The sequence below is a fragment of the Leisingera aquaemixtae genome, from assembly GCF_001458395.1.
Lineage (GTDB): Bacteria > Pseudomonadota > Alphaproteobacteria > Rhodobacterales > Rhodobacteraceae > Leisingera > Leisingera aquaemixtae.
The window spans coordinates 237,876-263,698 of the sequence record NZ_CYSR01000021.1; the positions used below are offsets into that span (position 1 = coordinate 237,876).

22 protein-coding genes are annotated in these 25,823 nt (G+C 66.3%); 11 read left to right on the forward strand and 11 right to left on the reverse strand.

The features are described 5' to 3' along the window. Window positions 1-196: 196 nt before the first annotated feature. Window positions 197-1,174: a methylmalonyl Co-A mutase-associated GTPase MeaB gene (meaB, locus tag PHA8399_RS09675; RefSeq protein ID WP_058285939.1), complete on the reverse strand. Its 978-nt coding sequence runs from the start codon at window positions 1,172-1,174 to the stop codon at window positions 197-199. A 338-nt stretch (window positions 1,175-1,512) separates the two neighbouring features. On the opposite strand from meaB, the gene hrpB reads away from it, so the two are divergent. From hrpB to PHA8399_RS09690, 3 genes are all read left to right on the forward strand, one after another. Further along, a complete protein-coding gene (gene hrpB, locus PHA8399_RS09680) occupies window positions 1,513-3,960 on the forward strand; it encodes an ATP-dependent helicase HrpB (protein WP_058285940.1) in 2,448 nt (815 codons plus the stop codon). A 300-nt stretch (window positions 3,961-4,260) separates the two neighbouring features. Further along, window positions 4,261-4,719: an NUDIX hydrolase gene (locus tag PHA8399_RS09685; RefSeq protein ID WP_058285941.1), complete on the forward strand. Its 459-nt coding sequence runs from the start codon at window positions 4,261-4,263 to the stop codon at window positions 4,717-4,719. 90 nt (window positions 4,720-4,809) lie between these two features. Next, window positions 4,810-6,291, forward strand: a complete 1,482-nt coding sequence (locus PHA8399_RS09690) for an inorganic phosphate transporter (protein ID WP_058285942.1) — start codon at window positions 4,810-4,812, stop codon at window positions 6,289-6,291. 73 nt (window positions 6,292-6,364) lie between these two features. On the opposite strand, the gene PHA8399_RS09695 is transcribed toward PHA8399_RS09690, so the two are convergent. The 3 genes from PHA8399_RS09695 to PHA8399_RS09705 form a co-directional block, all read right to left on the reverse strand. Then, window positions 6,365-7,084 (reverse strand): SDR family NAD(P)-dependent oxidoreductase, encoded by a 720-nt coding sequence (locus tag PHA8399_RS09695; RefSeq protein WP_058285943.1) that lies wholly within the window; start codon window positions 7,082-7,084, stop codon window positions 6,365-6,367. Between the two features lie 230 nt (window positions 7,085-7,314). After that, on the reverse strand, window positions 7,315-8,241 hold the full coding sequence (gene argF, locus PHA8399_RS09700) for an ornithine carbamoyltransferase (RefSeq protein ID WP_058285944.1): 927 nt from the start codon (window positions 8,239-8,241) through the stop codon (window positions 7,315-7,317). A gap of 79 nt (window positions 8,242-8,320) precedes the next feature. Continuing rightward, on the reverse strand, window positions 8,321-9,496 hold the full coding sequence (locus PHA8399_RS09705; protein WP_058286154.1) for an aspartate aminotransferase family protein: 1,176 nt from the start codon (window positions 9,494-9,496) through the stop codon (window positions 8,321-8,323). Between the two features lie 439 nt (window positions 9,497-9,935). Here PHA8399_RS09705 and PHA8399_RS09710 point away from each other — a divergent pair, with 439 nt between their 5' ends. Then, a complete protein-coding gene (locus tag PHA8399_RS09710; protein ID WP_058285945.1) occupies window positions 9,936-10,898 on the forward strand; it encodes a DMT family transporter in 963 nt (320 codons plus the stop codon). A 79-nt stretch (window positions 10,899-10,977) separates the two neighbouring features. Beyond that, complete coding sequence (locus tag PHA8399_RS09715) at window positions 10,978-12,216, forward strand: MFS transporter (RefSeq protein ID WP_058285946.1); 1,239 nt, start codon at window positions 10,978-10,980, stop codon at window positions 12,214-12,216. 13 nt (window positions 12,217-12,229) lie between these two features. On the opposite strand, the gene PHA8399_RS09720 is transcribed toward PHA8399_RS09715, so the two are convergent. Further along, window positions 12,230-13,042 carry an ABC transporter permease gene (locus PHA8399_RS09720; protein WP_058285947.1) on the reverse strand — a complete coding sequence of 271 codons (813 nt, stop codon included), beginning with the start codon at window positions 13,040-13,042 and terminating at the stop codon, window positions 12,230-12,232. Between the two features lie 164 nt (window positions 13,043-13,206). Here PHA8399_RS09720 and PHA8399_RS09725 point away from each other — a divergent pair, with 164 nt between their 5' ends. Beyond that, window positions 13,207-13,806, forward strand: coding sequence for a GcrA family cell cycle regulator (locus PHA8399_RS09725; protein WP_058285948.1), 600 nt, complete (start codon window positions 13,207-13,209; stop codon window positions 13,804-13,806). Window positions 13,807-14,053: 247 nt separating this feature from the next. Here PHA8399_RS09725 and PHA8399_RS09730 read toward each other — a convergent pair whose 3' ends face one another. Together PHA8399_RS09730 and PHA8399_RS09735 are read right to left on the reverse strand one after the other, a co-directional pair. After that, entirely contained in the window at window positions 14,054-14,851 is a 798-nt protein-coding gene (locus PHA8399_RS09730; protein ID WP_158509259.1) for an alpha/beta fold hydrolase, read from the reverse strand. Between the two features lie 202 nt (window positions 14,852-15,053). Next, a complete protein-coding gene (locus PHA8399_RS09735; protein WP_058286155.1) occupies window positions 15,054-15,572 on the reverse strand; it encodes a YHS domain-containing (seleno)protein in 519 nt (172 codons plus the stop codon). Between the two features lie 274 nt (window positions 15,573-15,846). Here PHA8399_RS09735 and yghU point away from each other — a divergent pair, with 274 nt between their 5' ends. Beyond that, on the forward strand, window positions 15,847-16,722 hold the full coding sequence (gene yghU / locus PHA8399_RS09740) for a glutathione-dependent disulfide-bond oxidoreductase (protein ID WP_058285950.1): 876 nt from the start codon (window positions 15,847-15,849) through the stop codon (window positions 16,720-16,722). A gap of 66 nt (window positions 16,723-16,788) precedes the next feature. Here yghU and PHA8399_RS09745 read toward each other — a convergent pair whose 3' ends face one another. The 3 genes from PHA8399_RS09745 to PHA8399_RS09755 all read right to left on the reverse strand — a co-directional run bounded on the left by PHA8399_RS09745 (window position 16,789) and on the right by PHA8399_RS09755 (window position 18,702). Further along, window positions 16,789-17,202, reverse strand: coding sequence for an ester cyclase (locus tag PHA8399_RS09745; protein ID WP_058285951.1), 414 nt, complete (start codon window positions 17,200-17,202; stop codon window positions 16,789-16,791). Window positions 17,203-17,296: 94 nt separating this feature from the next. Continuing rightward, window positions 17,297-18,088 carry an SseB family protein gene (locus tag PHA8399_RS09750; protein WP_058285952.1) on the reverse strand — a complete coding sequence of 264 codons (792 nt, stop codon included), beginning with the start codon at window positions 18,086-18,088 and terminating at the stop codon, window positions 17,297-17,299. Beyond that, window positions 18,085-18,702, reverse strand: a complete 618-nt coding sequence (locus tag PHA8399_RS09755; RefSeq protein WP_244270188.1) for a uracil-DNA glycosylase family protein — start codon at window positions 18,700-18,702, stop codon at window positions 18,085-18,087. Before PHA8399_RS09755 ends, PHA8399_RS09750 begins: the two co-directional genes overlap by 4 nt. Before the next feature lie 240 nt (window positions 18,703-18,942). On the opposite strand from PHA8399_RS09755, the gene PHA8399_RS09760 reads away from it, so the two are divergent. From PHA8399_RS09760 to PHA8399_RS09775, 4 genes are read left to right on the forward strand one after another with little or no spacing between them, the layout of a single operon-like run. Next, window positions 18,943-19,602, forward strand: coding sequence for an ABC transporter ATP-binding protein (locus tag PHA8399_RS09760; RefSeq protein ID WP_058285954.1), 660 nt, complete (start codon window positions 18,943-18,945; stop codon window positions 19,600-19,602). Beyond that, a complete protein-coding gene (locus tag PHA8399_RS09765) occupies window positions 19,580-21,253 on the forward strand; it encodes a KpsE/RkpR family capsule polysaccharide export protein (protein ID WP_058285955.1) in 1,674 nt (557 codons plus the stop codon). Before PHA8399_RS09760 ends, PHA8399_RS09765 begins: the two co-directional genes overlap by 23 nt. 15 nt (window positions 21,254-21,268) lie before the next feature. Next, window positions 21,269-22,102, forward strand: a complete 834-nt coding sequence (kdsA, locus tag PHA8399_RS09770) for a 3-deoxy-8-phosphooctulonate synthase (protein WP_058285956.1) — start codon at window positions 21,269-21,271, stop codon at window positions 22,100-22,102. A gap of 21 nt (window positions 22,103-22,123) precedes the next feature. Beyond that, window positions 22,124-23,620 carry a phosphomannomutase/phosphoglucomutase gene (locus PHA8399_RS09775; RefSeq protein WP_058285957.1) on the forward strand — a complete coding sequence of 499 codons (1,497 nt, stop codon included), beginning with the start codon at window positions 22,124-22,126 and terminating at the stop codon, window positions 23,618-23,620. Window positions 23,621-23,866: 246 nt separating this feature from the next. Here PHA8399_RS09775 and PHA8399_RS09780 read toward each other — a convergent pair whose 3' ends face one another. Further along, window positions 23,867-25,777: an AsmA family protein gene (locus tag PHA8399_RS09780; RefSeq protein WP_058285958.1), complete on the reverse strand. Its 1,911-nt coding sequence runs from the start codon at window positions 25,775-25,777 to the stop codon at window positions 23,867-23,869. Window positions 25,778-25,823 lie beyond the last annotated feature (46 nt).

Consider the following 25,823-nt stretch of genomic DNA (forward strand, 5'->3'; position numbering starts at 1 on the left):
GGAGGCGCTGGCAGTCCGGCGCCAAATCACAAGGGGCGCGGCCATTGGCTGCGCCCGAAAACTGGTCCGCTGCTCTTACGCTCAACCGGCAACAGCGTCAAGTGATTCAACTCAGCTTTCTTGCCGGGCTTACTGCACCCGTTTCCGGCCGGCTGCAAGCCCCTGCAGCCGCCCTTTTTGCCCCCGTCAGGCGGCGTCAGGCGGCGCCCAGCGCCTGCAGCATGATCTGCGCCGCCTCGCCCGGGCTTTTGCCGCCGCTCGCAACTGTGCCTGCCAGCTCTGCCATCTGCGCCTTGGCGTCCGGTGTTTCCAGCCGCGCCAAAAGCGCCTGGCGCACCTCCTGATCGAACCAGTAGCAAGCCTGATCGGCGCGGCGGCGCTCCCAGTGGCCGTTCTCCCGGCGCCAGGCGGCCAGCGCCTGCATCTCCTCCCAAGCCCTGTCCAGCCCGTGTTCTTCCACCGCGGACACCATCAGCGCCTTGGGGAAGCCCTCCGGGTCCTGCGGGCGCTTGCGCAAGAGGCGCAGGGCGCCTGCGTAATCGGCGCAGGTGCGGGTCGCGACGGGTTTCAGCGGCCCGTCGGCCTTGTTCACCAGGATGAGGTCGGCCATTTCCATGATGCCGCGCTTCACGCCCTGCAGCTCATCGCCGCCCGCGGGCGCCAGCAAGAGCAGGAACAGATCCGACATCTCCGCCACCACGGTTTCCGACTGGCCGACGCCGACGGTTTCGATCAGCACCACGTCGAACCCAGCAGCTTCGCACAGCGCCACCGCCTCGCGGGAGCGGCGGGCGACGCCGCCCAGGGGGCTCTGACTGGGGGGCGGGCGGATGAAGGCGTTCTTGTCCCGGCTGGGCCGTTCCATCCGGGTCTTGTCGCCCAGAATGGACCCGCCGGAGCGCGCCGAACTGGGATCGACCGCCAGCACCGCCACCCGCAGGCCAAGCCCGGTCAGCATCATGCCGAAGCTTTCGATGAAGGTGGATTTGCCAACGCCGGGCGTGCCGGACAGGCCGATGCGCAGCGACTGGCGCTTGTGTTTTGCCAGCTCCGACAACAGCTCGCCCGCCTTGGCGCGGTGATCCTTGCGGCCGCTTTCCACCAGGGTGATGGCACGGGCCAGCGCCCGGCGGTCGCCATCGAGGATTTTCTGCGTCAGCTGTTCGGTATCCATGCGTGCCTTCCTGTCGTGATGGCCGGACCTTGGCGCAAGCGGCGCCGCAAAGTCCAGCCCCTGCCGTCTGGCGCGCACCCTACATCAGACGCCGCCGCAGGGAAGGCGGCAAATCCGCCGCGGCTGGTGCGGTTTGCGCAGTGGGAGGAAGCGCAATGGGGCGCATTGGTTGCGATGTCTGTACCGCCCGGCTGAAAGCCGGGCTGGAAGGCCCGCCCCCATGGGGCGGCGCATTCGCGCCACCCCGCGGGCCTCTGCAGCCCTATGCCTTAAATCAACAGCCTTCTGTTCAGGACACACCGCTAGACCTCCCGCCCCCCTTTGGCGATAAGGCGGACATGACCAGATTGCCGATCGAAGACGCCCTCACCGAATTGCTGGACGCCCTGCGCGCCCGCGGCCGTGCGGTGCTGCAGGCGCCGCCCGGCGCGGGCAAGACCACGCGGGTGCCGCTGGCGATGCTGGAGGCCGGGCTGACGCCGGGCCGCATCGTGATGCTGGAACCGCGCCGCCTCGCCGCCCGCGCCGCTGCCGAGCGGATGGCGGAGACGCTGGGGGAGAAACCGGGGCAGACCGTCGGCTACAGGGTGCGGGGCGATGCGAAGGTTTCGAAATCGACCCGCATCGAGGTGGTGACCGAGGGCATCCTGACCCGGATGCTGCAATCGGACCCGGACCTGCCCGGCGTCGGCGCGGTGATCTTTGATGAATTCCACGAACGCTCGCTGAACGCCGATCTGGGGCTGGCCCTGTGCCTGGAGGTGGCGGGCGCGCTGCGCGAGGACCTGATGCTGCTGGCGATGTCGGCGACGCTGGACGCCGAGCCGGTGGCGGCGCTGATGGACGCGCCGATGGTGACGTCTGAGGGGCGCAGCTATCCGGTGGAGACCCGCTGGCTGGAGCGCCCCCTGCCCGCCCAGGCCCGCCGCGTGGACGCCTTGGCGGATCTGGTTGTGCAGGCCGAAAGGGACACGAAGGCTGCCGGCGGCGGTATCCTGGTGTTCCTGCCCGGCGAGGGTGAGATCCGCCGCGCCGCCGGCGCGCTGGAGAAGCGCCTGCCCGGTCACTGCCATATCCGGCCCCTGTTCGGCGCCCTGCCCTTTGCCGAGCAGCGCGCGGCGATCCAGCCCGAGGCACAGGGCCGCAAGGTGGTGCTGGCGACCTCCATCGCCGAGACCTCGCTGACCATTCAGGACATAAGGGTGGTGGTGGATATGGGCCAGGCGCGGCGCGCGCGGTTCGATCCCGGCTCCGGCATGTCGCGGCTGGTGACGGAGAAAGTGACCCGCGCCGAGGCGACCCAGCGCCAGGGCCGCGCGGGGCGGGTGGCGGAGGGCATCTGCTACCGGCTGTGGACCAAGGGCGAGGAAGGCGCGCTGATGGCCTTCCCGCCCGCCGAGATCGAAAGCGCCGATCTCACTGCGCTGGCACTGGAGCTGGCGCTGTGGGGCGCCACGCCTCAGGATCTGTCCTTCCTGACCCAGCCGCCCGCAGGCGCTCTGGCAGAGGCGCAGGCGCTTTTGCACATGCTGGGGGCGCTGAACGCGCAGGGGCGGATCACCGAACACGGCAAGGCGCTGGCCGCCCTGCCCCTGCATCCGCGGCTTGGCCATATGCTGCTGCAGGCGGGTCCTGCGGCGGCGCCTTTGGCAGCGCTTTTGGGCGAGCGCGATCCGCTGCGCGGCGCGCCTGCGGATCTGTCGCTGCGGCTGAAGGCGTTGAGGGACCCCAAGGGGTTTGCGCGCAGCCACCCCTATCAGCTGAACCGCCCGGTGGCGGAGCGCATCAAGAGCGAGGCGCGGCGGCTGGAGAAACAGGCTGGCCGCCGGGATGCGGGCCTGTCCGCCGCCATGATGGCGGCACTGGCCTATCCCGACCGTGCGGGCCAGCGCCGCAAGGGCGGCACCCCGCGCTTTGTGCTGTCGGGCGGCAAGGGCGCCATCCTCGACGGCGGCGACACGCTGGCAGGCGCGCCGTTCATCGTGGCGCTCGATACCGACGGCAATCCGCGCGAGGCGAAGATCCGGATGGCGGCGCAGATTTCGCTGGCGGAAATCCGCGAACTGTTTGCCGATCAGATCGTCTGGACGGATGTCTGTGCCTGGTCCAAGCGCGACCGCCGGGTGGTGGCGCGCCAGCAGGAACGGTTCGGTGCCGTGGTGCTGGACGACCGCATCTGGAAGGATGTGCCGCCGGACGCCGTGGCACGGGCGATGCTGGACGGGGTGCGCGACCTCGGCCTGCGGCTGACCGGTGCTGCGGCGCGGCTGGCCGCACGGGTGGAGCTGGTGCGGGCGGAAGGCTTTGACCTGCCCGATTTCTCGCAGCCCGGCCTGACGGACACGCTGGAGGACTGGCTGCTGCCAATGCTCGGCGGGGTGAAATCGGCGGAGGACTGGAAACGTTTCGACCTGCTGCCCGCGCTCAAGGCCGCGCTCAGCTGGGAGCAGACGCAAGTGCTGGACCGCGAGGCGCCGGGCAGTTTCATCACCCCGCTGGGGCGCAAGATCCCGATCAGCTATGACGGCGAGATCCCCGAAATCTCCGTCCGCCTGCAGGAGATGTTCGGCGTCACCCGCCACCCGTCCGCAGGCGGCGTGCCGCTGAAGGTGTCGCTCCTGTCGCCCGCCCAGCGCCCGATCCAGATCACCCGCGACCTGCCCGGCTTCTGGGCAGGTTCTTATGCCGATGTGAGGAAGGACATGCGGGCCCAGTACCCCAAGCACCCCTGGCCGGAGGATCCGACGCAGGAAGACCCGACGCTGCGCGCGAAACGGCGCAAATGAGCGCCCGCAGCGCGCCGCAGGCGCGGTGCCCGGCCCAACCGCTGGCAGCGCATCCCTGATGCGCGGACCAGCGGGCGGGAGCGCCGCCGCAGCGCTGGAGCCTGTCTGGTAAGTGCTTTTTTCACCCTTGCCGGCTATACTGCGCGGGATGCCGCAAGCGGGCCGTAAAACCGCAGCCGTAAAACCGCGCGGGACGGCCCCGTTCAGGCGGCAGCCTTGATATTCCGGGCAAGTCCGCATACTTTCCCACAACTTCACACAAGAACACGGGGCCAACCCAACACCAAAGGCTGAGCAGCGATGACCCGCACCCTGACGCGCGCCTGGGAGGAAATCCTCAGGCCGATGCTGAAACGACCGAACCGCCTGCAAGTTGCCGCCCTGTGCTACCGCACCGGCGCGCACGGCAAGGAAGTGCTGATGATCACCAGCCGCGGCACCGGCCGCTGGATCATCCCCAAGGGCTGGCCGGTCGAGGGCAAGGACGGGCCGGCCTCGGCGCTGCAGGAAGCCTGGGAAGAGGCCGGCGTGCGCTCCGCCCGCATTTCCAAACAGCCAGTAGGCGAGTTCAATTACCTCAAGCGCCGCGGCCACGGCGCCGATGAGCCGGTGACCACGCTGATATTTGCCGCGGAAGTCGAGGCGCTTGCGGATGATTACCCCGAGTCCCACCAGCGCACGCGCCGGTGGATGCGCCCGGAGGAGGCCGCGGAACTGGTTCAGGAGCCGCAGCTGCAGGAGCTGCTGCGCCAATTGTAAAAGTTATGTGACATTTTCATGTCAAACGCTTGAACCGCTCCCGCAGCGGCGTTAGGCGCGTCCGCAGACCTCAGAATCAGGAATACGACTATGAGCGATGCACCCCAGCGCACGCAATGGACCACGCTGGACAAGGACCTGAACCGGATCTCCCAGCTCGAACTCGCCACCGCCTATGTCTCCCGCCCGCTGGTGGCGCCGGGCATTGCGCTGGCCTTCATCGTGCTGGCAGGCCTCGGCGCCGGCGTCTTCTTCGGCGGCTCCGCCATGAGCATGGTGGTGATCGCCGCCGCGGCCTTTGGCGCTTACATGGCGATCAACATCGGCGCCAATGACGTGGCCAACAACATGGGTCCGGCGGTGGGCGCCAACGCGCTGACCATGGGCGGCGCCATCGTGATTGCCGCCGTTGCCGAAAGCGCCGGCGCGCTGCTGGCGGGCGGCGATGTGGTCTCGACCATCTCCAAGGGCATCATCGACCCCACCGCGGTGTCCAGCAGCAATGTCTTCATCTGGGCGATGATGGCGGCGCTGATCTCCTCGGCGCTGTGGGTGAACCTGGCCACCTGGGTCGGCGCGCCCGTGTCCACCACCCACTCGGTCGTGGGCGGCGTGCTGGGCGCAGGCGTGGCCGCCGCAGGCACCGCCGCGGTGAACTGGCCCACCATGGGCAAGATCGCTGCCAGCTGGGTGATTTCGCCGGTGCTGGGCGGGGTGATTGCTGCCCTGTTCCTGGCCTTCATCAAGGCCAAGATCATCTATCAGGACGACAAGATCGCCGCTGCCCGCCGCTGGGTGCCGGTGCTGGTCGCGATCATGGCAGGCGCCTTTGCCTCTTATCTGGCCCTCAAAGGGCTGAAGAAGATCGTCAAGATCGACCTGGAAACCGCGCTGCTGATCGGCGCCGGCATTGGCGCCCTGTCCTATGTGATCACCGCGCCGCTGATCAAGCGCCAGTCTGAAGGCATGGAGAACCGCAACAAGTCGCTGAAGGCGCTGTTCGGCCTGCCGCTGGTGATTTCCGCCGCGCTCCTGTCCTTCGCCCATGGCGCCAACGACGTGGCCAATGCGGTCGGCCCGCTGGCCGCCATCGTGCACGCGACCGAGTTCGGCGACTTTGCCACCAAGGTGACGATCCCGACCTGGGTGATGGTGATCGGCGCCTTCGGCATCTCCTTCGGCCTGTTCCTGTTCGGCCCCAAGCTGATCCGCATGGTCGGCAGCCAGATCACCAAGCTGAACCCGATGCGCGCTTACTGCGTGTCGCTGTCCGCCGCCATCACCGTGATTGTGGCCAGCTGGCTGGGCCTGCCGGTCTCCTCCACCCATATCGCGGTGGGCGCGGTGTTCGGCGTCGGCTTCTTCCGCGAATGGCACATGGAGCGCCGCCTGAAGAAGACCGCCGCAGGCCGCCCGGCAGAAAAGCGCATCGCGCCGGAGGAACGCCGCCGCCGCAAGCTGGTGCGCCGCAGCCACTTCATGACCATCGTGGCCGCCTGGGTGATCACTGTTCCGGCCGCCGCCCTTCTGTCAGCGGTGATCTACCTGCTGCTCAACACCTTCGTCGGCTGAGCCGCACCGCAGGAGCCGCAAAAACCCCCGCGCCTTTTGGCTGCGGGGGTTTTTCTTTGGCTTGCGCTGCTGCCTAGAACCGCTCCACCCAGGGCCGCAGCACCAGTTCGTCGCTCCAGGCGGAGCGGTGCTGATGGATCAGGTTCATATACTCTCCGGCGATGGCATCCGGGTCCAGCATGCTGTCGGGGTTGTCTGCGCCCTCTGTCCGTTCGGGGCGCGACGCATTGCGGATGCCGCCATCGATATTGATCCAGGCGACATGGATGCCCTTGGGGTGCAGCTCCCGCGCCATCGACTGCGCCAGGCCGCGCTGTGCGAATTTGCCCATGGCAAAGGGCGCCGACTGGGCAAAGCCCTTCACCCCGGCGGAGGCGCCGGTGAACAGGATGGTGCCGCGCCGCCCGTCTTCTGGCTGCTGCGTGAGCATCCGTTTCGCCGCCGCCTGGCCCAGCACAAAGGCGCCAAAGGCGGTGACCTCCACCGCCTCGCGCACCTGTTCCGGGTCCAGCTCCGCAACCGGGCCGCGGACACGGGCCGACGGGTTATAGCAGGCCACCCGCAACGCCCCCTGGAGGCCCGCAACCAGTTGCCGGACCTTTTCCGCATCGGTGCCATCCAGCGCATGCAACTGCGCTCCGGTCTCTGCCGCCAGCCTTTGCAGCTTGTCCGTGCTGCGCGCCGCCAGATGCAGCGCATAGCCCTCCCGGGACAGCGCCCGGGCAAGGGAGGCGGACAGGCCCGCCCCTGCGCCCACGATCAGTGCAAGCGGTTTTGATGATGTGTCTGCCATCGCGGAACCTCCCCCTATCCGGCAGCAGGATGGTGGCGGCAATGCGCCCCCTGCACAAGGGGTTCGGGGGCTTACGCGCATCCGCTGCAGTCCGGTCACCGCGCCGGGCCTGCGGCCCGGCGCCACGCCCAACTGGCACGTCCCCTTCCAGGGAAGGGGGCGCGGCAGGCGGGAGAGCCCCGCCCTGCCGCGCCCTTAGGCCTCAAGCTTGGCTATACATGGCACCGGCCTCAGCTGCCGGCGCACCAGCGCATGATGGCCTTCTGCGCGTGCAGCCGGTTTTCGGCCTCGTCGAAGATCACCGAGTTCGGCCCGTCCATCACCTGGCTGGTCGCCTCCTCCTCGCGGTGGGCCGGCAGGCAATGCATGAACAGCGCATCCGGCTTGGCGTGGGACATCAGCTCCGCATTGACCTGATAGGGGCGCAGCATGTTGTGGCGGCGCTCCTTGGAGGACTGGCTGTCATGCATCGACACCCAGGTGTCGGTGACCACCAGATCCGCGCCTTCGACCGCCTTGGCCGCGTCGCGCTCGATCACCACCTTGGAGCCCGCCTTGCGCGCCAGGCCGACAAATTCCTCCTCCGGGTCCAGCTGCGCCGGGCCTGCGAAGGTGAGGTCGAAGCCGAACTGGCCGGCCGCATGCAGGAAGGACGCGCAGACGTTGTTGCCGTCGCCGCACCAGACCACCTTCTTGCCCTGGATCGGGCCGCGGTGCTCTTCGTAGGTGAGCACGTCGGCCATGATCTGGCAGGGGTGGGTGCGGTCGGTCAGGCCGTTGATCACCGGCACGTCCGAGTATTCCGCCATCTCGGTCAGCACGGTCTCGTCAAAGGTCCGGATCATGATCATGTCGACATAGCGGCTGAGGACGCGCGCGGTGTCGGCAATGGTTTCGCCATGGCCCAGCTGCATGTCCTTGCCCGACAGCACCATGGTCTGGCCGCCCATCTGGCGCACGCCCACGTCAAAGGACACACGGGTCCGGGTCGAGGGTTTCTCAAAAATCAGCGCCACCATCTTGTCTTTCAGCGGCAGCTCATCATCCAGCGCCGCCTTGGGGCGTCCCAGGCGCGCCTGCTTGGTGGCCTTGGCCTGATCGATGATCGCGCGCAGGTCTGCGGGGCCGGTTTTGTGGATGTCGAGGAAATGCTTCATAGTCCTATCGCTTCTGGCTGGCGAAGGCCGGGGGCTGCCTGCCCCCGGACCCCCGGGAGTATTTTTGAAAAGGTGAAAATCAGGCGGCGGCGACCTGGGCGGCGGTTTTGTCCAGGCGGCGGACGGCCTCGGCGATGTCCTCATCGGTCAGGGTCAGCGGCGGCAGCAGGCGGATCACGTTGTCCGCTGCCGGCACGGTGATCAGCTCGTTGCCATAGCCCGCCTGGACCACATCGGCGTTCACCGCCTTGCATTTGAGGCCCAGCATCAGGCCGGCGCCGCGCACCTCCTCGAACACCTCGGGATGATCGGCCACCAGACCTTCGAGCTTTTGCCGCATGAGGCCCGCCTTGCGGTTCACCTCGGCCAGGAAGGCCTCATCGGCGATGTGATCCATCACCGCGCAGCCCACCGCGCAGCCCAGCGGGTTGCCGCCGTAGGTGGAGCCGTGGGTGCCCGCGGTCATGCCGCTGGCCGCGTCCTCGGTCGCCAGCACCGCGCCCAGCGGGAAGCCGCCGCCGATGCCCTTGGCCACCATCATGATGTCGGGGGTAATGCCCGCCCATTCATGGGCGAACAGCTTGCCGGTGCGCCCCACCCCGCATTGCACCTCGTCGAGGATCAGCAACAGGCCGTTGTCGTCGCAGATCTGACGCAGCGCCTTCAGCTCTGCATCCGGCACCGGGCGGATGCCGCCCTCGCCCTGCACCGGCTCGATCAGGATCGCGGCGGTCTTTTCCGAGATCGCGTTGGTGACGCCATCGAGGTCGCCAAAGGTCAGATGCACGAAACCGGGCAGCAGCGGGCCGAAGCCCTTGACCATCTTCTCGGAGCCCGCGGCGGCGATCCCGGCAGAGGACCGGCCATGGAAGGAGCCGTCAAAGGTGAGGATCTCCACCCGCTCCGGCTGGCCCTTGTCATAGAAATACTTGCGCGCCATCTTCACCGCCAGCTCGCAGGCCTCGGTGCCGGAGTTGGTGAAGAACACGGTGTCGGCAAAGGTATGCTCCACCAGCTTGTCCGCCAGCGCCTGCTGCTGCGGGATCTGGTAGAGGTTGGAGACATGCCACAGGTTCTGCGCCTGCGCGGTCAGCGCTTCCACCAGCGCCGGATGGGCATGGCCCAGCGCGTTCACGGCGATGCCGGAGCCCAGATCCAGAAAGCGGCGCCCGTCCGCCGTGGTCAGCCAGGCGCCTTCGCCTTTGACGAACTCAAGCGGGGCACGGTTGTAGGTCGGCAGAACGGACGGGATCATCGGGATCATCCTTTTTCTAAGGTAGAAGCCAAAGCTGTGACGTAAGCCTGGCCTTGGGTCAACGGTGGATCGCTGGATTTCGAGGGGGGATGCGCCGCAGAGAAGGCGCAACAGATCAGGGGCCGGTCACGCCAGGCGGCGTCGGCGTCGCGAAACGGTGATATCTGCGCGTTTGATCATGGATGGGTTCCATAATGGAGGTTTCGCCGAAAGAAAACCCCATTTGTGTCATTCGATCCGCCAATCCGCCGCAGCGCACCGCCCGTCCCATTCACCTTTGGCGAAATACTCCGGGGTGAATTGGCCGTAAGGCCAAGAGGGGCAGAGCCCCTTATCTTCTCAACTCTGCGGAGCAGCCTGCCTGCCGCGCCTCAAGCCTGCGGCAGCGGCCGAACCCTTTTCCCTTGCATCCCGCGGCGGCTTGCCGCACCGCTTGCACATGCGCCGCGACACCGCTGAAAACCCGCCCCTGGCCGCTGCCCTGATCCTGGCGGCAACGACCTTCATTGCCGGCACCACGCTGATGGCCAAGGCATTGGGGACGGATCTGCTGGGCGAACCGCTGCACCCGCTGCAGATCAGCCACGGCCGCTTCCTGTTTGCCTTCATGGCCATCTCAACGGCGGTGCTGGTCCTGCGGCCGCGCTTCAGCCGCCCGCATTGGGGCTATCACATCGGGCGCACGTCCTTTGGCTGGGCGGGGGTGACGCTGATGTTTGCCTCCGTGGCCTATATCCCGCTGGCCGATGCCACCGCGATCACCTTCCTCAACCCGGTCTTCGGCATGCTGCTGGCCATTCCGCTGCTGGGGGAACGGGTCGGCCCCTGGCGCTGGGGCGCGGCGCTGATCGCCTTGACCGGCGCGATGATCCTGCTGCGGCCCACGCCTGCCAGCTTCCAGCCCGCGGCGCTGCTGGCCCTGGGCGCGGCGGCGGTGATGGGGCTGGAGCTGATCTTCATCAAGAAGCTGGCGGGCCGCGAGGCGCCCTTGCAGATCTTGTGGGTCAACAACCTCTTGGGGCTGGTGATCGCCAGCTGCGCGGTGCTGCCGGTCTGGCAGATGCCAAGCCCGGCGCAATGGGCGGCGCTGGCGGCCCTGGGGCTGTTGATGGCCTGCGCACAGGCCTGTTTCATCAACGGGATGGCGCGGGCGGATGCCTCCTTCGTTGCACCGTTCAGCTATGCCACACTGGTGTTTGCTGCCCTTTATGACTTCCTTGGCTTTGGCGCGGTGCCGGATGCCATTTCCGTCCTCGGCGCCTGCATCATCCTGGCCGGGGCCGCCGTGCTGGCCTGGCGCGAGGGCCGAGTGCGGCCGCCAGCAGGCCGCGCCGCAGCCGCCGGGAAGGAACCGCACCGGACCGCGGCCAGCGAGAAAGATATTCCTGCCACTGGCCCATGAGCGGCACCTGCGTCGAAAACAGGCATTCTCCGCCTGCCGGGCGCGCCACCCTGCCCCTTAGCAGGACAGGAGCACGCAGATGCATGAGAGACGGATCCCAGAATGGCTGCGCCATGCGCCGGTGCCCTCGGTGCGGGACTTCGGCATTCTGGCGGGGTTTGAGGCGGTGGTGCGCGGCACGCTGATCTCTGTGTTTCCGCTGATCATCTACCGGGCGCTGGGGGATGCGGGCCTGGTCTCCGCCTCCTATTTCGCGGTGGGCGTGCTGTCGCTGATTGCCGGGCTGATGGTGCCCGCGCTGGTCCGGCTGGTGCCGCGCCGCTGGGCCTACACCCTGGGGGCGCTGATGTTCGTCTTGTCGGCGGGCTTTGCCATCGAAGGCAGCCCCGCGTCGGTGCTGGCCGCGCTGGCGCTCAACACCATGGCGGCGGTCACCACATTCGTCTGCTTCAACGCCTATGTGCTGGACTACATTGCCCCGGTCGAGCTGGGCAGATGCGAGACCTCGCGGATGTTCTATTCGGCCCTGGGCTGGACCGCCGGGCCGATGACCGGCGTGCTGCTGCTGGAGGTCTGGGCGCCCGCCCCGTTCCTGATCTCCGCCGCAGCGGCCCTCGTGATGCTGGCGGCCTTCTGGTGGATGCGGATGGGCAACGGCAAGCAGATCGCCCGCGCCCGCGGCCCCGCCTCCAGCCCGCTGAAATACCTGCCGCGCTTCCTGGAGCAGCCGCGGCTGGTGACCGGCTGGCTGTTTGCGGTGATCCGCTCCTCCGGCTGGTGGATTTACGTGGTCTACCTGCCGATCTTTGCCATCGAGAAGGGGCTGGGGCAGGAACTGGGCGGCATTCTGCTGTCAATCACCAACGGCTGCCTGTTTGCCGCGCCGCTGCTGCAGCGCTGGGTGCAGCGGCATTCGATCCGGATGGCAGTGCGCACAGGGTTCCTGACCGTCACGCTCTGTTTCGGCGCGGCAGCGGCGCTGCAGGGCTGGCCTGCGGTGTCGGTGGCTCTGCTGATGGCCGGGTCTGCGGCGCTGATCCTCCTGGACATCTGCGGCGGGCTGCCGTTCCTGATGGCGGTGAAACCGTCCGAGCGGACCGAGATGTCGGCGGTCTATTCCAGCTACCGCGACATCTCCGGCATCGTGACGCCGGGGGCCGCCTGGCTGGTGCTGATGGTGTCGCCGCTGGCCGGGATCTTTGCCGCGGGGGCCGGCGCCATGGCCTTTGCCGCCCTGCTGGCGGGCAAGCTGCATCCGCGGCTGGGGCGCAACAGGGCCGCGGCGCTCCCCGCCGATGACCCGCTGCCTGCGCAGTAGCGGCGCAGCGGTGTCAGGGTTTCAGCCGGTAGCCGGTGCGCAGCATCACCCAGGCCAGCAGGCAGACGGCAAAGGTTGCACCGCTGCACACCGCCAGCCCCGGCAGCGGCGGGCTGTCGGAAGTGCCGATCACCCCGAATCGCACCCCGTCGATCAGGTAAAACACCGGGTTCACATGCGAGATCGCCTTGAGCACCGGCGGCAGCGCCTCCACCGAATAAAAAGTGCCGGACAGGAACGCCAGGGGCGTCACGATGAAATTGGTGATCGCCGCCATCTGGTCGAACTTGTCGGCAAAGACCCCGGCGACAATGCCCAAGCCGCCCAGGAAGGCCGCGCCCAGCACGATGAACAACAGCGCCACCAGCGGGTGCGCGGGCACGATCTGCAAGACCGCCATCAGCCCCAGCCCGATGCCCAGCGCCACCAGCGTGCCCCGCGCCACCGCGCCCGCCAGATAGCCCAGCAGGATCTCCAGACCCGACAGCGGCGGCATCAGCGTGTCGACGATGTTGCCCTGCACCTTGGCAATCACGATCGAGGAGGAGGTATTGGCAAAGGCGTTCTGGATCACCGTCATCATCATGATGCCCGGCGCCAGAAAGGTCAGGAACGGCACCCCCATCACGTCGCCGCGCCGGGGGCCGATGGCGATGTTGAAGATCATCAGGAACAGCGCCGCGGTCACCAGCGGCGCCAGCAGGGTCTGGGTCCAGACCACCAGGAACCGTTTCACCTCGCGCCAGGCCAGCGCTTTCAGCCCCAGCCAGTTCACCTGCCCGAACCTGCGCGCGCCCAGTTCGACCTGATATCCCCGATCCGCCATGCTGTCCCCTTGCGTTTTTTGCTGCCTTGCCTGCATAACGGCTGCCGCTTGGGGCGCAAGATGCCTTGTAACTCCGCCCGCAGTGATTAAAATAGAGCCAACATACGGAATATGATGGCGGCCGCAGAACCCCTGGGGCCGCTATTAGCTTGGAAAGGCAACAGATGTCCTGGACAGACGAGCGCGTCGAACTGCTCAAGAAAATGTGGGGCGAAGGCCAGTCGGCCAGCCAGATCGCAAAAGAACTGGGCGGCGTCACCCGCAACGCCGTGATCGGCAAGGTTCACCGCCTCGGCCTGTCCAACCGCAACAGCGGCAGCGCCAAGGCCGCAGAGCCCAAGGAAAAGCCCGCAGCAGCACCCGCCGCCGCTGCCGCGCCCAAGCCTGCGGCCGCGCCCAAGCCCAAGCCGCAGCCCAAGACCGAACCGGCGCGCCCGGCCGCGGCCCAGCCGTCCGCGGACGCCAAGCCCGCAACGCCTGCGCGCCGCCAGATCATCCCGGCCGGCCAGCCGCTGCCGCCGCAGCCCTCGGCCAATGAAATCAGCCCCGAGGCGCTGGCCAAGGTGAACGAGGTCGAGAAGAAGGCCAAGAAGCTGGGCCTGATGGAGCTGACCGAGCGCACCTGCAAATGGCCGGTTGGGGATCCCGCGACCGAGGACTTCTGGTTCTGCGGCTTGCCCGCGCAGCAGGGCAAACCCTATTGCGAGGCGCATGTTGGCGTGGCGTTCCAGCCGATGTCCTCCCGCCGCGACCGCCGCCGCTGAGGCTGGCGGCAGTTTGAGATTAAAAAGCCCCGGCATTGCGTCCGGGGCTTTTGCTTTTGCGGGGCTATGTTTGTTAACGGGCGCCGCGTAGCAAAATGCTTCGTCCAGTTTGAGCAGGAAGCAGACTTTTCAATGCATCGGATGGAATTAGGCCCAGGCGGGACTTTGCTGCCGTCCGCTGCGGCGGATCAAATGACCGCTTTGCAGCTATAGCATGGAATTTTTGTAGATCAGTCGCTGACAGAGTTTATCTTTCTAGAGCTCGCTCGATTATAGGGTTCATCAGATCAGGCTTCGTCATTGCTGCCATGTGCCCACCGCGTTCTATCATTTCGAACCTCCAATGAGGTATGTTTTCTCTCATCAGCGATACGATTTCGTCGATGCTTCGGACCGTGTCTGCCGCAGAGACAACAGTTGTATTGCTTGGCAATTGAGCCTCCCAATCAGATAGTGGTGTCTTTTCATTCATTACCCCATCCCACTCGTGGAAATTAGGCTCCAGAGCCTTAGTGAATTTTGCTCGTCGCTCTTCCGGCATAGCGTCCCAGCTTCCCTGGCCTGTCCAATAATTCGCAAAAACCTCTGCGGCTATCGGCCAGGTGTTGTCCTTTCCGCTTTGCTTGATTGTGTTGCGCAGACTTGTTGCTTCTTGAAACGCCACGTCGCGACCATTCTGCTCCAGTAAGTAAAAGGGGTTGGGTTCGATCAAGACCAGGCGGTCAATATGGTCTTTGAATAGTGCTGCGGCTTTCATCGCTACGCTTCCGCCATACGAATGCCCTACTATGGAAACTTTCTCTCCGTCATCGGGAAGAAAGGGTTGTAGTAGCCTAGCTTGGTCCTCAAGCGTCTGCGTTTCACTCTTGGGCCAGCCATCGGTGGCTCCGTAACCAAACAAGTTGATGGCTATGAGGTGAAACTTGTCAGAAAGTGCGCTCATGAGGTTGCCCCATTGCCGCGCACCGGCAACGCTCGAATGAATTAGGATGACCTTTGGTCCTGATCCAGCTTCGATAAAGTCCGTTCCGCCCAGCCCAGCCACATCGAACCTCCCCAACTAATGCGACGAATAACTTAGCATATCGACTAAGCACTTGCGGCGCAAAAAATCTAAGAGCTGACATTAGTTATTTTGCAGCATTTAGGTAAGTTTGGGCTCTCTGCCGTCTTTCGCTGCACTTTGGCACAACGACTGCTTTTAATTGGGTTTGCAGGCAAAGCCCCCGCCTTGCCTGCATGCATATTCAGTTCGTCACCGGCCCTTCAGACGTGAACTTCGGGATCACGCTGTCGGAGGCCGCCTTGGGTTCGATCCCCGGCCAGTTGCCTTCGGCGAGGGTGATATTGCCGGGGATGTCCGCTTCCCAGAAGCCAACCACCACGTCGGTGATGTTCAGATACAGCTTGTCGTCAACGATGCGCCACAGGTTCGGGTTGGCGGGCACCTTGCCGCCCTTGGAGACGCCATAGGCGCAGTGGCCGTCGTACTGCGGCGCGTAATAGGCCGGGTTCGCCGCGAAGGTGTCGCGGTTCTCTGCCGAGGAGAACGCCCAGGTGGCGCCGTTGTACTCGGCGGTATAGGCCGCGTTGCCGCGCACCGGGGCGGTCTGCGGCGTGCCGGGCGGGTTCATCTCCAGGCTGCGGTAGGCCACCACGTCATAGCCCGACACCGCATAGCCGGTGCCGTCGACATATTGCTCGCCCGCAAAGGCCGGCAGGGCAAAGGACAGCGCTGCCGCAGCAGCAAATGCAAGACGCTTCATGAAATCATCCCTTTCCTTGGTGATCGCTTCGCCGGAGCCGCCAGCGCGCGGCTCCGGCTTCGCCATTGACATTACTGCCCCGGCGGCAAATGCGAAGGGGGGCTCACGGCTCTGTGTCCGCTGAGGACAGGCGCGTGAGCGGATTGTAAAATTTCCGCGCGCAGACCTTCCAGTCATTGGAATTTGCAAATAACCCCTTATCTCAGCCGGAGCCGGCCGCCCCAGCGTGCGCGGGTGACCCGGAACAGGAAACAATCAGGACAAGGCCCGACAGATGAGCGACACCCCCTATACCCCGCCGAAAGTCTGGAAATGGGAAAAAGGCAATGGCGGCCAGTTTGCCTCCACCAACCGCCCGGTTGCCGGCGCCACCCACGACAAGGACCTGCCGGCGGGCGAGCACCCCTTTCAGCTCTATTCGCTGGCGACGCCGAACGGGGTGAAGGTCACCGTGATGTTCGAGGAGCTGCTGGCCGCAGGCCATGCCGGCGCCGAATATGACGCCTGGCTGATCCAGATCGGGGACGGCGACCAGTTCGGCTCCGGCTTTGTGGAGATCAACCCGAACTCCAAGATCCCGGCGCTGCTGGACCGCAGCGGCGCAGAGCCGGTGCGGGTGTTTGAGAGCGGCTCGATCCTGGTGCATCTGGCGGAGAAATTCGGGGCGTTCCTGCCCAAGGACGGCGCGGCCCGCACCGAGACCCTGAACTGGCTGTTCTGGCAGATGGGCAGCGCGCCCTACCTGGGCGGCGGCTTTGGCCATTTCTATGCCTATGCGCCGGAGAAGTGGCAGTACCCGATCGACCGCTTCGCGATGGAAACCAAGCGCCAGCTTGACGTGCTGGACCGGCAGCTGGCGGAGCGCACCTATATCGCAGGCGAGGACTACACCATTGCCGACATCGCGATCTGGCCCTGGTACGGCCAGCTGGTTCTGGGCCGCCTGTATGATGCCGCCGAATTCCTGGACGCCGAAAGCTACAAACACGTGGTCCGCTGGGCCAAGGCAATCGACGCCCGCCCGGCAGTGCAGCGCGGCCGCATGGTGAACCGCTCCTTCGGCGAGCCGCACATGCAGCTGCACGAGCGCCACGACGCCAGCGATTTCGAGACCCGCACCCAGGACAAGCTGGAGCCGGCGGCGGAGTAACCGCACCCGCCCCCTAAGTTGACCCGAGCGCCCGCGGCAACGCGGGCGTTTTCGCTTCTCGCGGCCCTACATCCAGCCCAATTGGGTCAGGGCATGAACATCGTTCCAGACCTTGGTCATGCCGCGGATCTTCGGCCCGTCGAAATCCAGAACATAGACGTAATCCGAGGCCACTTTCCTGCCCGTCGGTGCGCCGTTGCCGGCATCCGCCGTATGGGTGCCGTGAAAGACCGCAAACAGGATCGCGCGCCCGGCGTCCTCATCCACGGCCAGCGATTTGAACTCCGCATGGGCGTCCGGCATCGGGGTCAGCAGCCCCTTGGCCCATTCCGTATAGTCCGCAAGCGTCGTGATCTCCGCCAGCGCATCCGCCTGGACAGAGAACGTGGCATCCTCCGCGCACCACTGCTTGCAGACGTCCCACCCCTTGCCCGCATCGCAGGCTTCGCAGAAATCATGTGCTGTCTGTTTGATGGACATCGTTCTCTCCCTCCCTGCCGGGTTGCCGGGCATGGCGCCTGGCCATGCCCCTGCAGCAGCAGATAAGGCGAAACCGGCGCGAGGCGAGGACGCGCTACTTCAGGCGCGGCGGCTTCTCGGGGTCGCTGCCCGGCGTCACCGGCCTGTATTCCTGCGGCGCTGGCGGCTGAGGCAGGTCGAACCGCAGCCCGACGCGGGCCAGGCTGGCGGCCGCCGGATCCTCCGCCGCGAAGAATGCCACATCCATCGCCCCGGCCTCGATGCCGGAAAAGGTCAGTGCCTCGCTGGCCGCCTTGGCGAGCGAGGACTGCGCGGCCTCCTTGGCGCCGACAAAGCCCAAGAGATGCCCCTGCCCGCCCCCGGCATAGCGCACACCCGCCAGATAGGCCGCCGCCGCTAGCCCGCCCGCGGTGGCGAGCTTGGCATCCAGCGCCGTCAGCAGCGCCTCGGGCAACCCCTTGGGCGCGGTGAACATCTCCACTGCGGCCTCAACCTCATCCGGCGCGTGGCCCAGCGTCTGATGCAGCCAGCCGACCGCCTCTGACGGGATCAGGATGGCAGAGGGCGCCACCTCCAGGTTCAGCCCCAGGCCGATGCCCTGCCCGGCCAGCATCTGCGCGATCACCCGGCCCGACAGCGCCGCGTAAGGCACAGGCTTGCCTGCAAACTGCGCCAGCCGCTCCTCGCGGTCGAACACCAGCACAAAGGCCCCGTCCGGCGTCTCGAACAGCTCCGGCGAGATCTGCTCCCCCTCAGCCTCCGCTGCCAGCATCAGGAACAGCTCTGCATCGGCCAGCCGTTCGTAAAACCGCAGGCGGGCGGCATCCTCGGCGGGCGCTGCCTCCATCGCGGCATGGGCCAGATCCAGCGGGGTTTCTTCTGTCATCGCATCAGCTCCTTCACCCGGGCCTGCAGCACCGGCAGCAGCTCGGCCTCGAACCAGGGGTTTTTCTTCAGCCATGCGGTATTACGCCAGGACGGATGCGGCAAGGGGAAGACCTGCGGCGCATGATCCCGCCAGCCGCGCACCAGCTCTGTCACCGGCGCCTTCACCCCCAGGTGATAGCGCTGCGCATGGGCGCCCACCAGCACCTTGAGCCGCACACCGGGCAGCTCTGCCATCACCAGATGATGCCAGGTTCTGCTGCAAACGGCAGGCGGCGGCAGGTCGGCTTTCTTGTCGTTATAGCCGGGGAAACAGAACCCCATCGGCACCACCGCCACCCGGTCCTTGTCGTAGAACTCCGCCTCCGTCAGCCCCAGCCAGGCGCGCAGCCGGTCGCCGGAAGGGTCGGTAAACGGCCTGCCGCTGCCGTGCACCCGCGCCCCCGGCGCCTGGCCCGCGATCAGGATCCGGGCCGCGGGGCGGAACCAGACAACCGGCCGGGGCGCGTGCGCGGTGGCGGTGGCGGCAAAGCGCTCCGCACAGATCCGGCAGTTGCGAATCTGCGTCTTAAGCTGCCCGCTGCCGCCCATTGTTTCACCTCCGGAAACAGTCATGCCCCGCCCCACTGGTCCGCTCCGCCCCTGCAAACCGCCCCAAACCCACGGCTGCGGGCCAGACTGTTAAAACTTCGTTGAATATCTATGACACAATTCGACATAATAAGGCCAAATTCGCCGCGTAGGCCATTAACACTCTTTTGATAAGAAAGAGACGCGGGCACGGCAGAAAGCCCGCGCAACTTGAGGCAGACAGAGCCCCCTTGCGGGGCCGCACGGGCAGCACCGGACCAAGCAATGCTTGAATTTGAAAACGTCAGCAAGTCCTTCTGGACGGGAACCCAGCGCAAGGTGATCCTTGACCGCGTGTCGTTCTGCGTCGAGCCGGGCAAATCGCTGGGCGTTCTGGCCCCGAACGGCACCGGCAAGACCACGCTGATCAACATGATGGCCGGCCTGGAAAAGCCGGATGAGGGCGAAATCCGCCGCAACTGCAAGATTTCCTTTCCCCTCGGCTTCATGGGCGGGGTGATCAGCCGCCTGTCGGCGATGGAAAACAGCCGTTATATCGCCAAGCTTTACGGGCTGGACCCGGATTACGTCGAGGCCTACTGCCGCTGGCTGTGCGGCCTGCGGGAGTATTTTGACCAGCCGATCGGCACCTATTCCGCCGGCATGCGGTCGCGGTTCAGCTTTTCGCTGATGCTGGCGCTGGATTTCGACATCTACCTGATCGACGAAGGCATGCCCAGCACCACCGACGTCGAGTTCAACCGCAAGGCCGGCGAGATCCTGCAGGAGCGGTTGCAGACCACCACCATCATCATCGTCTCGCATCAGGCCAAGACGCTGGAGAAGTTTGCCCGTTCGGCGGCTGTCCTGCTGCAGGGACAGCTGCATATGTTTGACACTTTGGAAGAAGCGAAACAGCTCTATGACTACGAAACCGAGAGCTAAGAAGTTCCGCATCCGCCGCAGCCCCGCTGCGGCCGAAGCCCGCGAAACCGGCACCGCGGCGGCGCCTCAGGGCGCGGCCGCTGCTGCCGTGCAGCCGCACGCCCGGCCGGTCCCGCAGAGCACCGCCGCTGCCGCCGATGCAGCAGCGGGGAACCGGACCGGCGGCGCGCCGCTGTCCGGCATGGTCAGCTCCGCCCGCGAAACCAGCATGGAAACCGATATCGAGGCGATCCGCCGCGAAGGCCTGACCGGCCGCCAGCTGCGGCTGGCCCGGCGGATGGCGCAAAAGCACAACCTGACCCCCACCTCGGATTTCGAGGCGGTGCGGATGCTGCGCGAACGCGGCATCGACCCGTTCGCCCGCGCCAACATGCTGGAGCTGGTGGTGCCCCAGAACAAGACCCAGCCCGCAGGCACGCCGCCGGCGCCGGGGTCTGTGCAGCTGCCGCAGACGGTGCCCGCCGGCAAGACCACCCTGCCCTCCACCGAGCTGAGCCCGGCAGAGCGGCGCGCCCGCGAAATCCAGGAGATCCAGCGCGATATCGCGCGCCGCCGCCGCCGCAAGCTGTCGCTGCTGGGAGCCCGGCTGGCGTTCTTCGTGCTGCTGCCGACCCTGGCCGCGGGCTTTTATTTCAATTCGGTGGCGACGCCGATGTATTCCTCCAAGTCCGAGTTCCTGGTGCTGAAGGCCGACAGTGCGGGCGGCGGCGTCGGCGGGCTGCTGTCCGGCACCCAGTTTGCCACCAGCCAGGACTCCATCGCGGTGCAAAGCTACCTGATGTCCAAGGAGGCGATGCTGCGGCTGGACCGCGAGGCGGGCTTCAAGGCGCATTTCACGCAAGAGTGGCTGGACCCGATCCAGCGGCTGGAAAGCGACCCCACCAACGAGGAGGCCTATGCCACCTACAGCCGCAACGTGAAGATCGGCTATGACCCGACCGAAGGCGTGGTGCGGATGGAAGTGTCGGCTGCCGCCCCCGACGCCGCGGCGGAGTTTTCGCGCAAGCTGATTTCCTATGCCCAGGAAAAGGTGAACAGCCTGTCGCAGCAAAAACGCGCAGACCAGATGTCGGAGGCCGAGGCCGCCCTGGACGAAGCCGAAGCCCAGCGCCGCGCCGCGCAGCAGCGGCTGGTGGTGCTGCAGCAGCAGGGCTCCGTGCTGGACCCTGAGGGTGTGGTCGCCGCGCTGCGCCAGCAGATCAGCACCTTTGAAATCCAGCTGGAGGAAAAGCGCCTGGAACTGGCCGCCCTGGAGGACAACGCCCGCCCCAACCGCGCCAAGGTCAGCGGCGCCGAGGCCGACATCCGGCGGCTGGAGACGGTGATCGCCAGCCTCAACAACCGGATGGTCGATGCCTCGGCCGGCGAAAACTCGCTTGCCAATCTGCGCATCCAGATCCAGATGGCGCAGGCCGACCTTGCCACCCGCGACCTGATGCTGCAATCGGCCTTGCAGCAAGTGGAAACCACCCGCCTGGAGGCCAACCGCCAGGTCCGCTACCTGACCACCGCGGTGGAGCCGGTGCCCAGCGATGAACCCTCCTATCCGCGCAAGTTCGAGAATACCGTTTTGGCATTCCTGATCTTTTCCGGTATTTACCTGATGTGTTCGCTCACCGCGTCCATCCTGCGGGAGCAGGTGTCATCGTAAAGCCATCGGAAGCTCATGAAAAACATCGATATCGCCGGTCTCACCGTCGGCAATGATCGTCCCCTGACCATCATTGCCGGCCCCTGCCAGCTGGAAACCGCGGACCACGCCCGGATGATTGCCGGCAGCCTTAAGGACGCCTGCGAAAAATCCGGCGCCCAGTTCGTGTTCAAGGCCTCTTACGACAAGGCCAACCGTACCTCGCTGTCGGGCAAGCGCGGGCTTGGCCTAGACGAGGGGCTGAAGGTGCTGGACACCATCCGCCGCGAATTCGATGTGCCGGTGCTGACCGATGTCCATACCGAGGCGCAATGCGCAGTGGCGGCGGAGGCCGTGGACATCCTGCAGATCCCGGCGTTCCTGTGCCGCCAGACCGATATGCTGCTGGCCGCAGGCAACACCGGAAAGGCGGTGAACATCAAGAAAGGCCAGTTCCTGGCGCCCTGGGACATGGCCAATGTGGTCGCCAAGGTGGAAAGCACCGGCAACCATAACATCCTGCTGACCGAGCGCGGCACCTCCTTTGGCTATAACACCCTGGTTGCTGATATGCGCTCGCTGCCGCAGATGGCGCAGGGCGGCTACCCGGTGGTGATGGATGCCACCCATTCGGTGCAGCAGCCCGGCGGCAAAGGCGGCTCCACCGGCGGCCAGCGCGAATTCGCGCCGCTGATGGCGCGCGCGGCTGTCTCGCTGGGTATTGCCGCGGTGTTCATCGAGACCCACCAGGACCCGGACAACGCGCCGTCCGACGGGCCGAACATGATCTATCTCGACCAGATGCCGCAGCTGATCGAAAGCTTGATGCGCTTTGACGCGCTGGCCAAGGCCGATCCCATTCGCATTTAACCAGCAAAGAGATTTTGAGACATGACCAAACCGCTGTCCGAGGTGACCCCGAACACCTGGAGCTTTCTGCGCGACGCGATGATCAAGCCCACGGGCTTCCGCGAATATGACGCGCGCTGGAAATACCCGGAGGAGATCAACCTCCCCGGCATGACCGCCCTGGGCCTGGGCCTCGGCACCCAGATGCGCAAGCGCGGGATCGAGCCGGTGATTGCGGTCGGCAACGACTACCGCGACTATTCCCTGGCGATCAAAAACGCGCTGATCCTGGGCCTGATGCAGGCCGGCATCCAAGTGAAGGACATCGGCCCGGCACTGTCGCCGATGGCCTATTTCGCCCAGTTCCACCTGGACGTGCCCGCGGTCGCCATGGTCACCGCCAGCCACAACCCCAACGGCTGGACCGGCGTCAAGATGGGCTTTGAACGCCCGCTGACCCACGGCCCCGACGAGATGGCAGAGCTGCGCGATATCGTGCTGAACGGCGAAGGCCAGGCCGCGCCGGGCGGCTCTTACGAGTTTGTGGAGGGCGTCAAGGAAGCCTATCTCGACGACCTCGCAGGCGACTTCAAGATGTCCCGCCCGCTGAAGGTGGTCTGCGCCACCGGCAACGGCACCGCCTCTGCCTTTGCGCCGGAGCTGTTCAAGCGCATCGGCGTCGAGGTGGTCGAGAGCCACAACGAGCTGGATTACACCTTCCCGCATTACAACCCCAACCCCGAAGCGATGGAAATGCTGCACGACATGTCGGCATCGGTGAAGGCTTCCGGCGCCGATCTGGCGCTTGGCTTTGACGGCGACGGCGACCGCTGCGGCGTGGTCGATGACGAGGGCGAGGAGATCTTTGCCGACAAGGTCGGCGTGATCATGGCCCGCGACCTCAGCAAGATCTACCCGAACGCCACCTTTGTCGCGGATGTGAAATCCACCGGCCTGTTCGCCTCCGACCCGGAGCTGAAAAAGAACGGCGTGACGGCGGATTACTGGAAGACCGGCCACAGCCACATGAAGCGGCGGGTGAAGGAAATCGGCGCCCTGGCGGGGTTTGAAAAATCCGGCCACTACTTCCTGGCCGAGCCGGTGGGCCGCGGCTATGACTGCGGCATGCGGGTGGCGGTTGAGGTCTGCAAGATGCTGGACCGCAACCCGGAGCAGTCGATGTCCGACCTCAGGAAGGCGCTGCCCAAGACCTGGGCCACCCCGACCATGTCGCCCTATTGCGCCGACACCGAGAAATACCAGGTGCTGGAGCGGCTGGTGCAAAAGCTGGTGGCCAAGCATGAGGCTGGCGAACAGCTGGCAGGCCGGGCGATCAAGGAAGTCGTCACCGTGAACGGCGCCCGGGTGATCCTCGACAACGGCTCCTGGGGGCTGGTCAGGGCATCCTCCAACACCCCGAACCTGGTGGTGGTCTGCGAAAGCTCTGACAGCGAGGCGGAGATGCGGGCAATCTTTGCGGATATCGACGCCGTGATCCGCACCGAACCGCTGGTGGGCGATTACGATCAGACCATCTGATCAGGCAGGAAAGAGGGATTTCGCCTGCTGACGCAGGCGGCTGTCTGACTGGTTTCGCCTGCTGACGCAGGCGACCGGCGCCCGCCTCCGGCGGGCGCTTTTTCTTTTGCTGAGAAGCGATCTAAGGACAGGCCTGCCCTTAGATGCGACATATCGAGTGTAAGACGCCTGCAGCCGCGTCAACGACAGGCCGGGCTGCGCCCGGGGGCCTGCGGCCCTCCTTGACCCGGCTGCAGGCTGGGGGGCTCAGTCGCCGCCGAGGAGCTTCAGAAGCTGGTCGCGGGCTTCCTGCTTGATCCGTTCCTTAAGCAGGTCGTTCAGGTCCTGTTCCGGCGTGATCCCGGTGTCCAGCTCCTCGCTCAGCTTCTGGCGCACCCGGTCCTTGGCCTCCTGCTCGATGCCGTCCAGTTTCGGCTGCAGCGCCTGGCTGAAATCCGGGCGGATGTCCGGATTGCCCCAGCTGCCGCGGATGCGCACCGGAATGGTCAGCACCTGATCGCGGCCCGCCCGCACCAGCTGCGGCGTGAACAGATAGTCGATGTCGCGCGCGCCCAGCCCGATCCGCCCCTTGCCTTGCGCCCTGAACCCCTTGAGCAGCACCAGCAGGTCCTCATTGCGCAAATTGCCGCCCTCGACCGTATAGCTGGCGGTCAGCTGGTCGAACACGGTGCTGCCGCCATTGCCACCGGAGCGCATCAGCTGCTCCAGGTCGAAGCCGGTAAAGAACCCCTTGCCCGCTTCCAGCCAGCCCTTGCCGCTCAGCGAGCGCATGATCGCGTCCACCGAATTGCCGGAGCCGAGGAACTCCACCCCGCCCAGCGCCTCGCCGTTGAGGCGGCGGTAGCCCGCGGTCTCGCCCAGCGCGCGCTCCAGCCGGATGCCGGTGAAGCTGAGGTTCCCGCCCACCGACAGCCCGTTGCGGTTGTTGGCCACCAGCTGCCCCTGCACCTCGCCGCCGAACATCGACGCCGGCAGGAATTTCACCACCGCCCGCTCGCGCTCAACCGTCAGGTTCAGCTGGCTCGGCCCCAGCTGGACGCTGCCGGTATCCAGACTGTCAAACGACAGATCCACCGTCCCGTCAGCCAGCCCCAACACCGAGGCGTCGATGCGCTGGCCGGGCCAGCCCTCCGCTGCCGCGCCGCGGCCGTCCGGCGGCTCCGTGCCCGTGACGCCGCCGAAATCCAGCGCCCCGCCTTGCAGCCGGGCGGTGATCCGCGGCCGCTTGGCGAAGTCCACATCCGCCGCGCCGCTCAGCCTGTTCATGCCCAGCTCCAGCGCCAGGTCGCGCATCGACAGCCGCCCGTCCGCGGTATAGGTCACATCGGCGCCGAACACCGCCTTTTGCGCCAGCGCCTGCGGCAGAACCGCCCCCAGCGCCGCGCCGGTCCGCACGGCATCCTCCGCGCCGAAGGTCAGCCGCCCGCTGGCCTCGCCATTGATATCGGCATGGCCGTCAAACCGCCCGGTGCCGCCGGGCGCCGTCACCGTTGCGCCGACCGAGGACACCTCGCCCGCCAGAAACGCCGCAAAGGTGCCGATCTCCGCATCGATCTCCACCGGCTCGCCCGCCGGGCGCAGGGTCACCTTCGCATTCACCGTGCCTGCGGGATCGGGCCACAGCAGGCTGAGGTCAACATTCTTCATCTCAACCGGCTGTTCCCCATGCGCGGCATAGCGCAGGGAGGCCCCGGTCAGCTCCACCGCCTCGATCCGCAGCGGCTGCCCGGTGCCCTCTCCAGTCCCGGTGCTGCCCGCCGCCGCGCCGCCGCCGCCGCCAAAGACCCAGTTGCCAATGCCCTCCGCGTTGGTGGCCAGGTTCAGATGCGGCAGGATGGCAGAGACCTCGGTGACCCGCACATTGCCCTGCATCAGATCCGCCGCCGCAACGCCGATGGTCACCCGCTCCGCCCGCAGCATCGGCTCCGGCCCGGCCCAGTCCGCATTGGACAGCGTCACCGCATCCGCCTTGACCCCCAGCGTGGGCCAGAAGGTAAAGCTCACCTTGCCGCCCAGCCCCAGCTGCCGCCCGGTCTGCACCTCCAGCTGATCGGCGGCCAGCCGCGCGATTTTCTCGCCCGGCAGCAAGAGCACCAGCCCCGCCAGCAGCACCACCGTCAGCACCAGCGCCGTCACGACCCGGATTATCAGCTTCATCGGCCCACTCCTCATCTCTCGTCCCCCTGTTGCCCGAGGGTCTTTT

Excerpts from the sequence above, each read along its gene's own strand:
- meaB (WP_058285939.1), bottom strand. The coding sequence starts at position 1,174 with ATGGATACCGAACAGCTGACGCAGAAAATCCTCGATGGCGACCGCCGG.
- hrpB (WP_058285940.1), top strand. The coding sequence starts at position 1,513 with ATGACCAGATTGCCGATCGAAGACGCCCTCACCGAATTGCTGGACGCC.
- PHA8399_RS09685 (WP_058285941.1), top strand. The coding sequence starts at position 4,261 with ATGACCCGCACCCTGACGCGCGCCTGGGAGGAAATCCTCAGGCCGATG.
- PHA8399_RS09690 (WP_058285942.1), top strand. The coding sequence starts at position 4,810 with ATGAGCGATGCACCCCAGCGCACGCAATGGACCACGCTGGACAAGGAC.
- PHA8399_RS09695 (WP_058285943.1), bottom strand. The coding sequence starts at position 7,084 with ATGGCAGACACATCATCAAAACCGCTTGCACTGATCGTGGGCGCAGGG.
- argF (WP_058285944.1), bottom strand. The coding sequence starts at position 8,241 with ATGAAGCATTTCCTCGACATCCACAAAACCGGCCCCGCAGACCTGCGC.
- PHA8399_RS09705 (WP_058286154.1), bottom strand. The coding sequence starts at position 9,496 with ATGATCCCGTCCGTTCTGCCGACCTACAACCGTGCCCCGCTTGAGTTC.
- PHA8399_RS09710 (WP_058285945.1), top strand. The coding sequence starts at position 9,936 with ATGCGCCGCGACACCGCTGAAAACCCGCCCCTGGCCGCTGCCCTGATC.
- PHA8399_RS09715 (WP_058285946.1), top strand. The coding sequence starts at position 10,978 with ATGCATGAGAGACGGATCCCAGAATGGCTGCGCCATGCGCCGGTGCCC.
- PHA8399_RS09720 (WP_058285947.1), bottom strand. The coding sequence starts at position 13,042 with ATGGCGGATCGGGGATATCAGGTCGAACTGGGCGCGCGCAGGTTCGGG.
- PHA8399_RS09725 (WP_058285948.1), top strand. The coding sequence starts at position 13,207 with ATGTCCTGGACAGACGAGCGCGTCGAACTGCTCAAGAAAATGTGGGGC.
- PHA8399_RS09735 (WP_058286155.1), bottom strand. The coding sequence starts at position 15,572 with ATGAAGCGTCTTGCATTTGCTGCTGCGGCAGCGCTGTCCTTTGCCCTG.
- yghU (WP_058285950.1), top strand. The coding sequence starts at position 15,847 with ATGAGCGACACCCCCTATACCCCGCCGAAAGTCTGGAAATGGGAAAAA.
- PHA8399_RS09745 (WP_058285951.1), bottom strand. The coding sequence starts at position 17,202 with ATGTCCATCAAACAGACAGCACATGATTTCTGCGAAGCCTGCGATGCG.
- PHA8399_RS09750 (WP_058285952.1), bottom strand. The coding sequence starts at position 18,088 with ATGACAGAAGAAACCCCGCTGGATCTGGCCCATGCCGCGATGGAGGCA.
- PHA8399_RS09755 (WP_244270188.1), bottom strand. The coding sequence starts at position 18,702 with ATGACTGTTTCCGGAGGTGAAACAATGGGCGGCAGCGGGCAGCTTAAG.
- PHA8399_RS09760 (WP_058285954.1), top strand. The coding sequence starts at position 18,943 with ATGCTTGAATTTGAAAACGTCAGCAAGTCCTTCTGGACGGGAACCCAG.
- PHA8399_RS09765 (WP_058285955.1), top strand. The coding sequence starts at position 19,580 with ATGACTACGAAACCGAGAGCTAAGAAGTTCCGCATCCGCCGCAGCCCC.
- kdsA (WP_058285956.1), top strand. The coding sequence starts at position 21,269 with ATGAAAAACATCGATATCGCCGGTCTCACCGTCGGCAATGATCGTCCC.
- PHA8399_RS09775 (WP_058285957.1), top strand. The coding sequence starts at position 22,124 with ATGACCAAACCGCTGTCCGAGGTGACCCCGAACACCTGGAGCTTTCTG.
- PHA8399_RS09780 (WP_058285958.1), bottom strand. The coding sequence starts at position 25,777 with ATGAAGCTGATAATCCGGGTCGTGACGGCGCTGGTGCTGACGGTGGTG.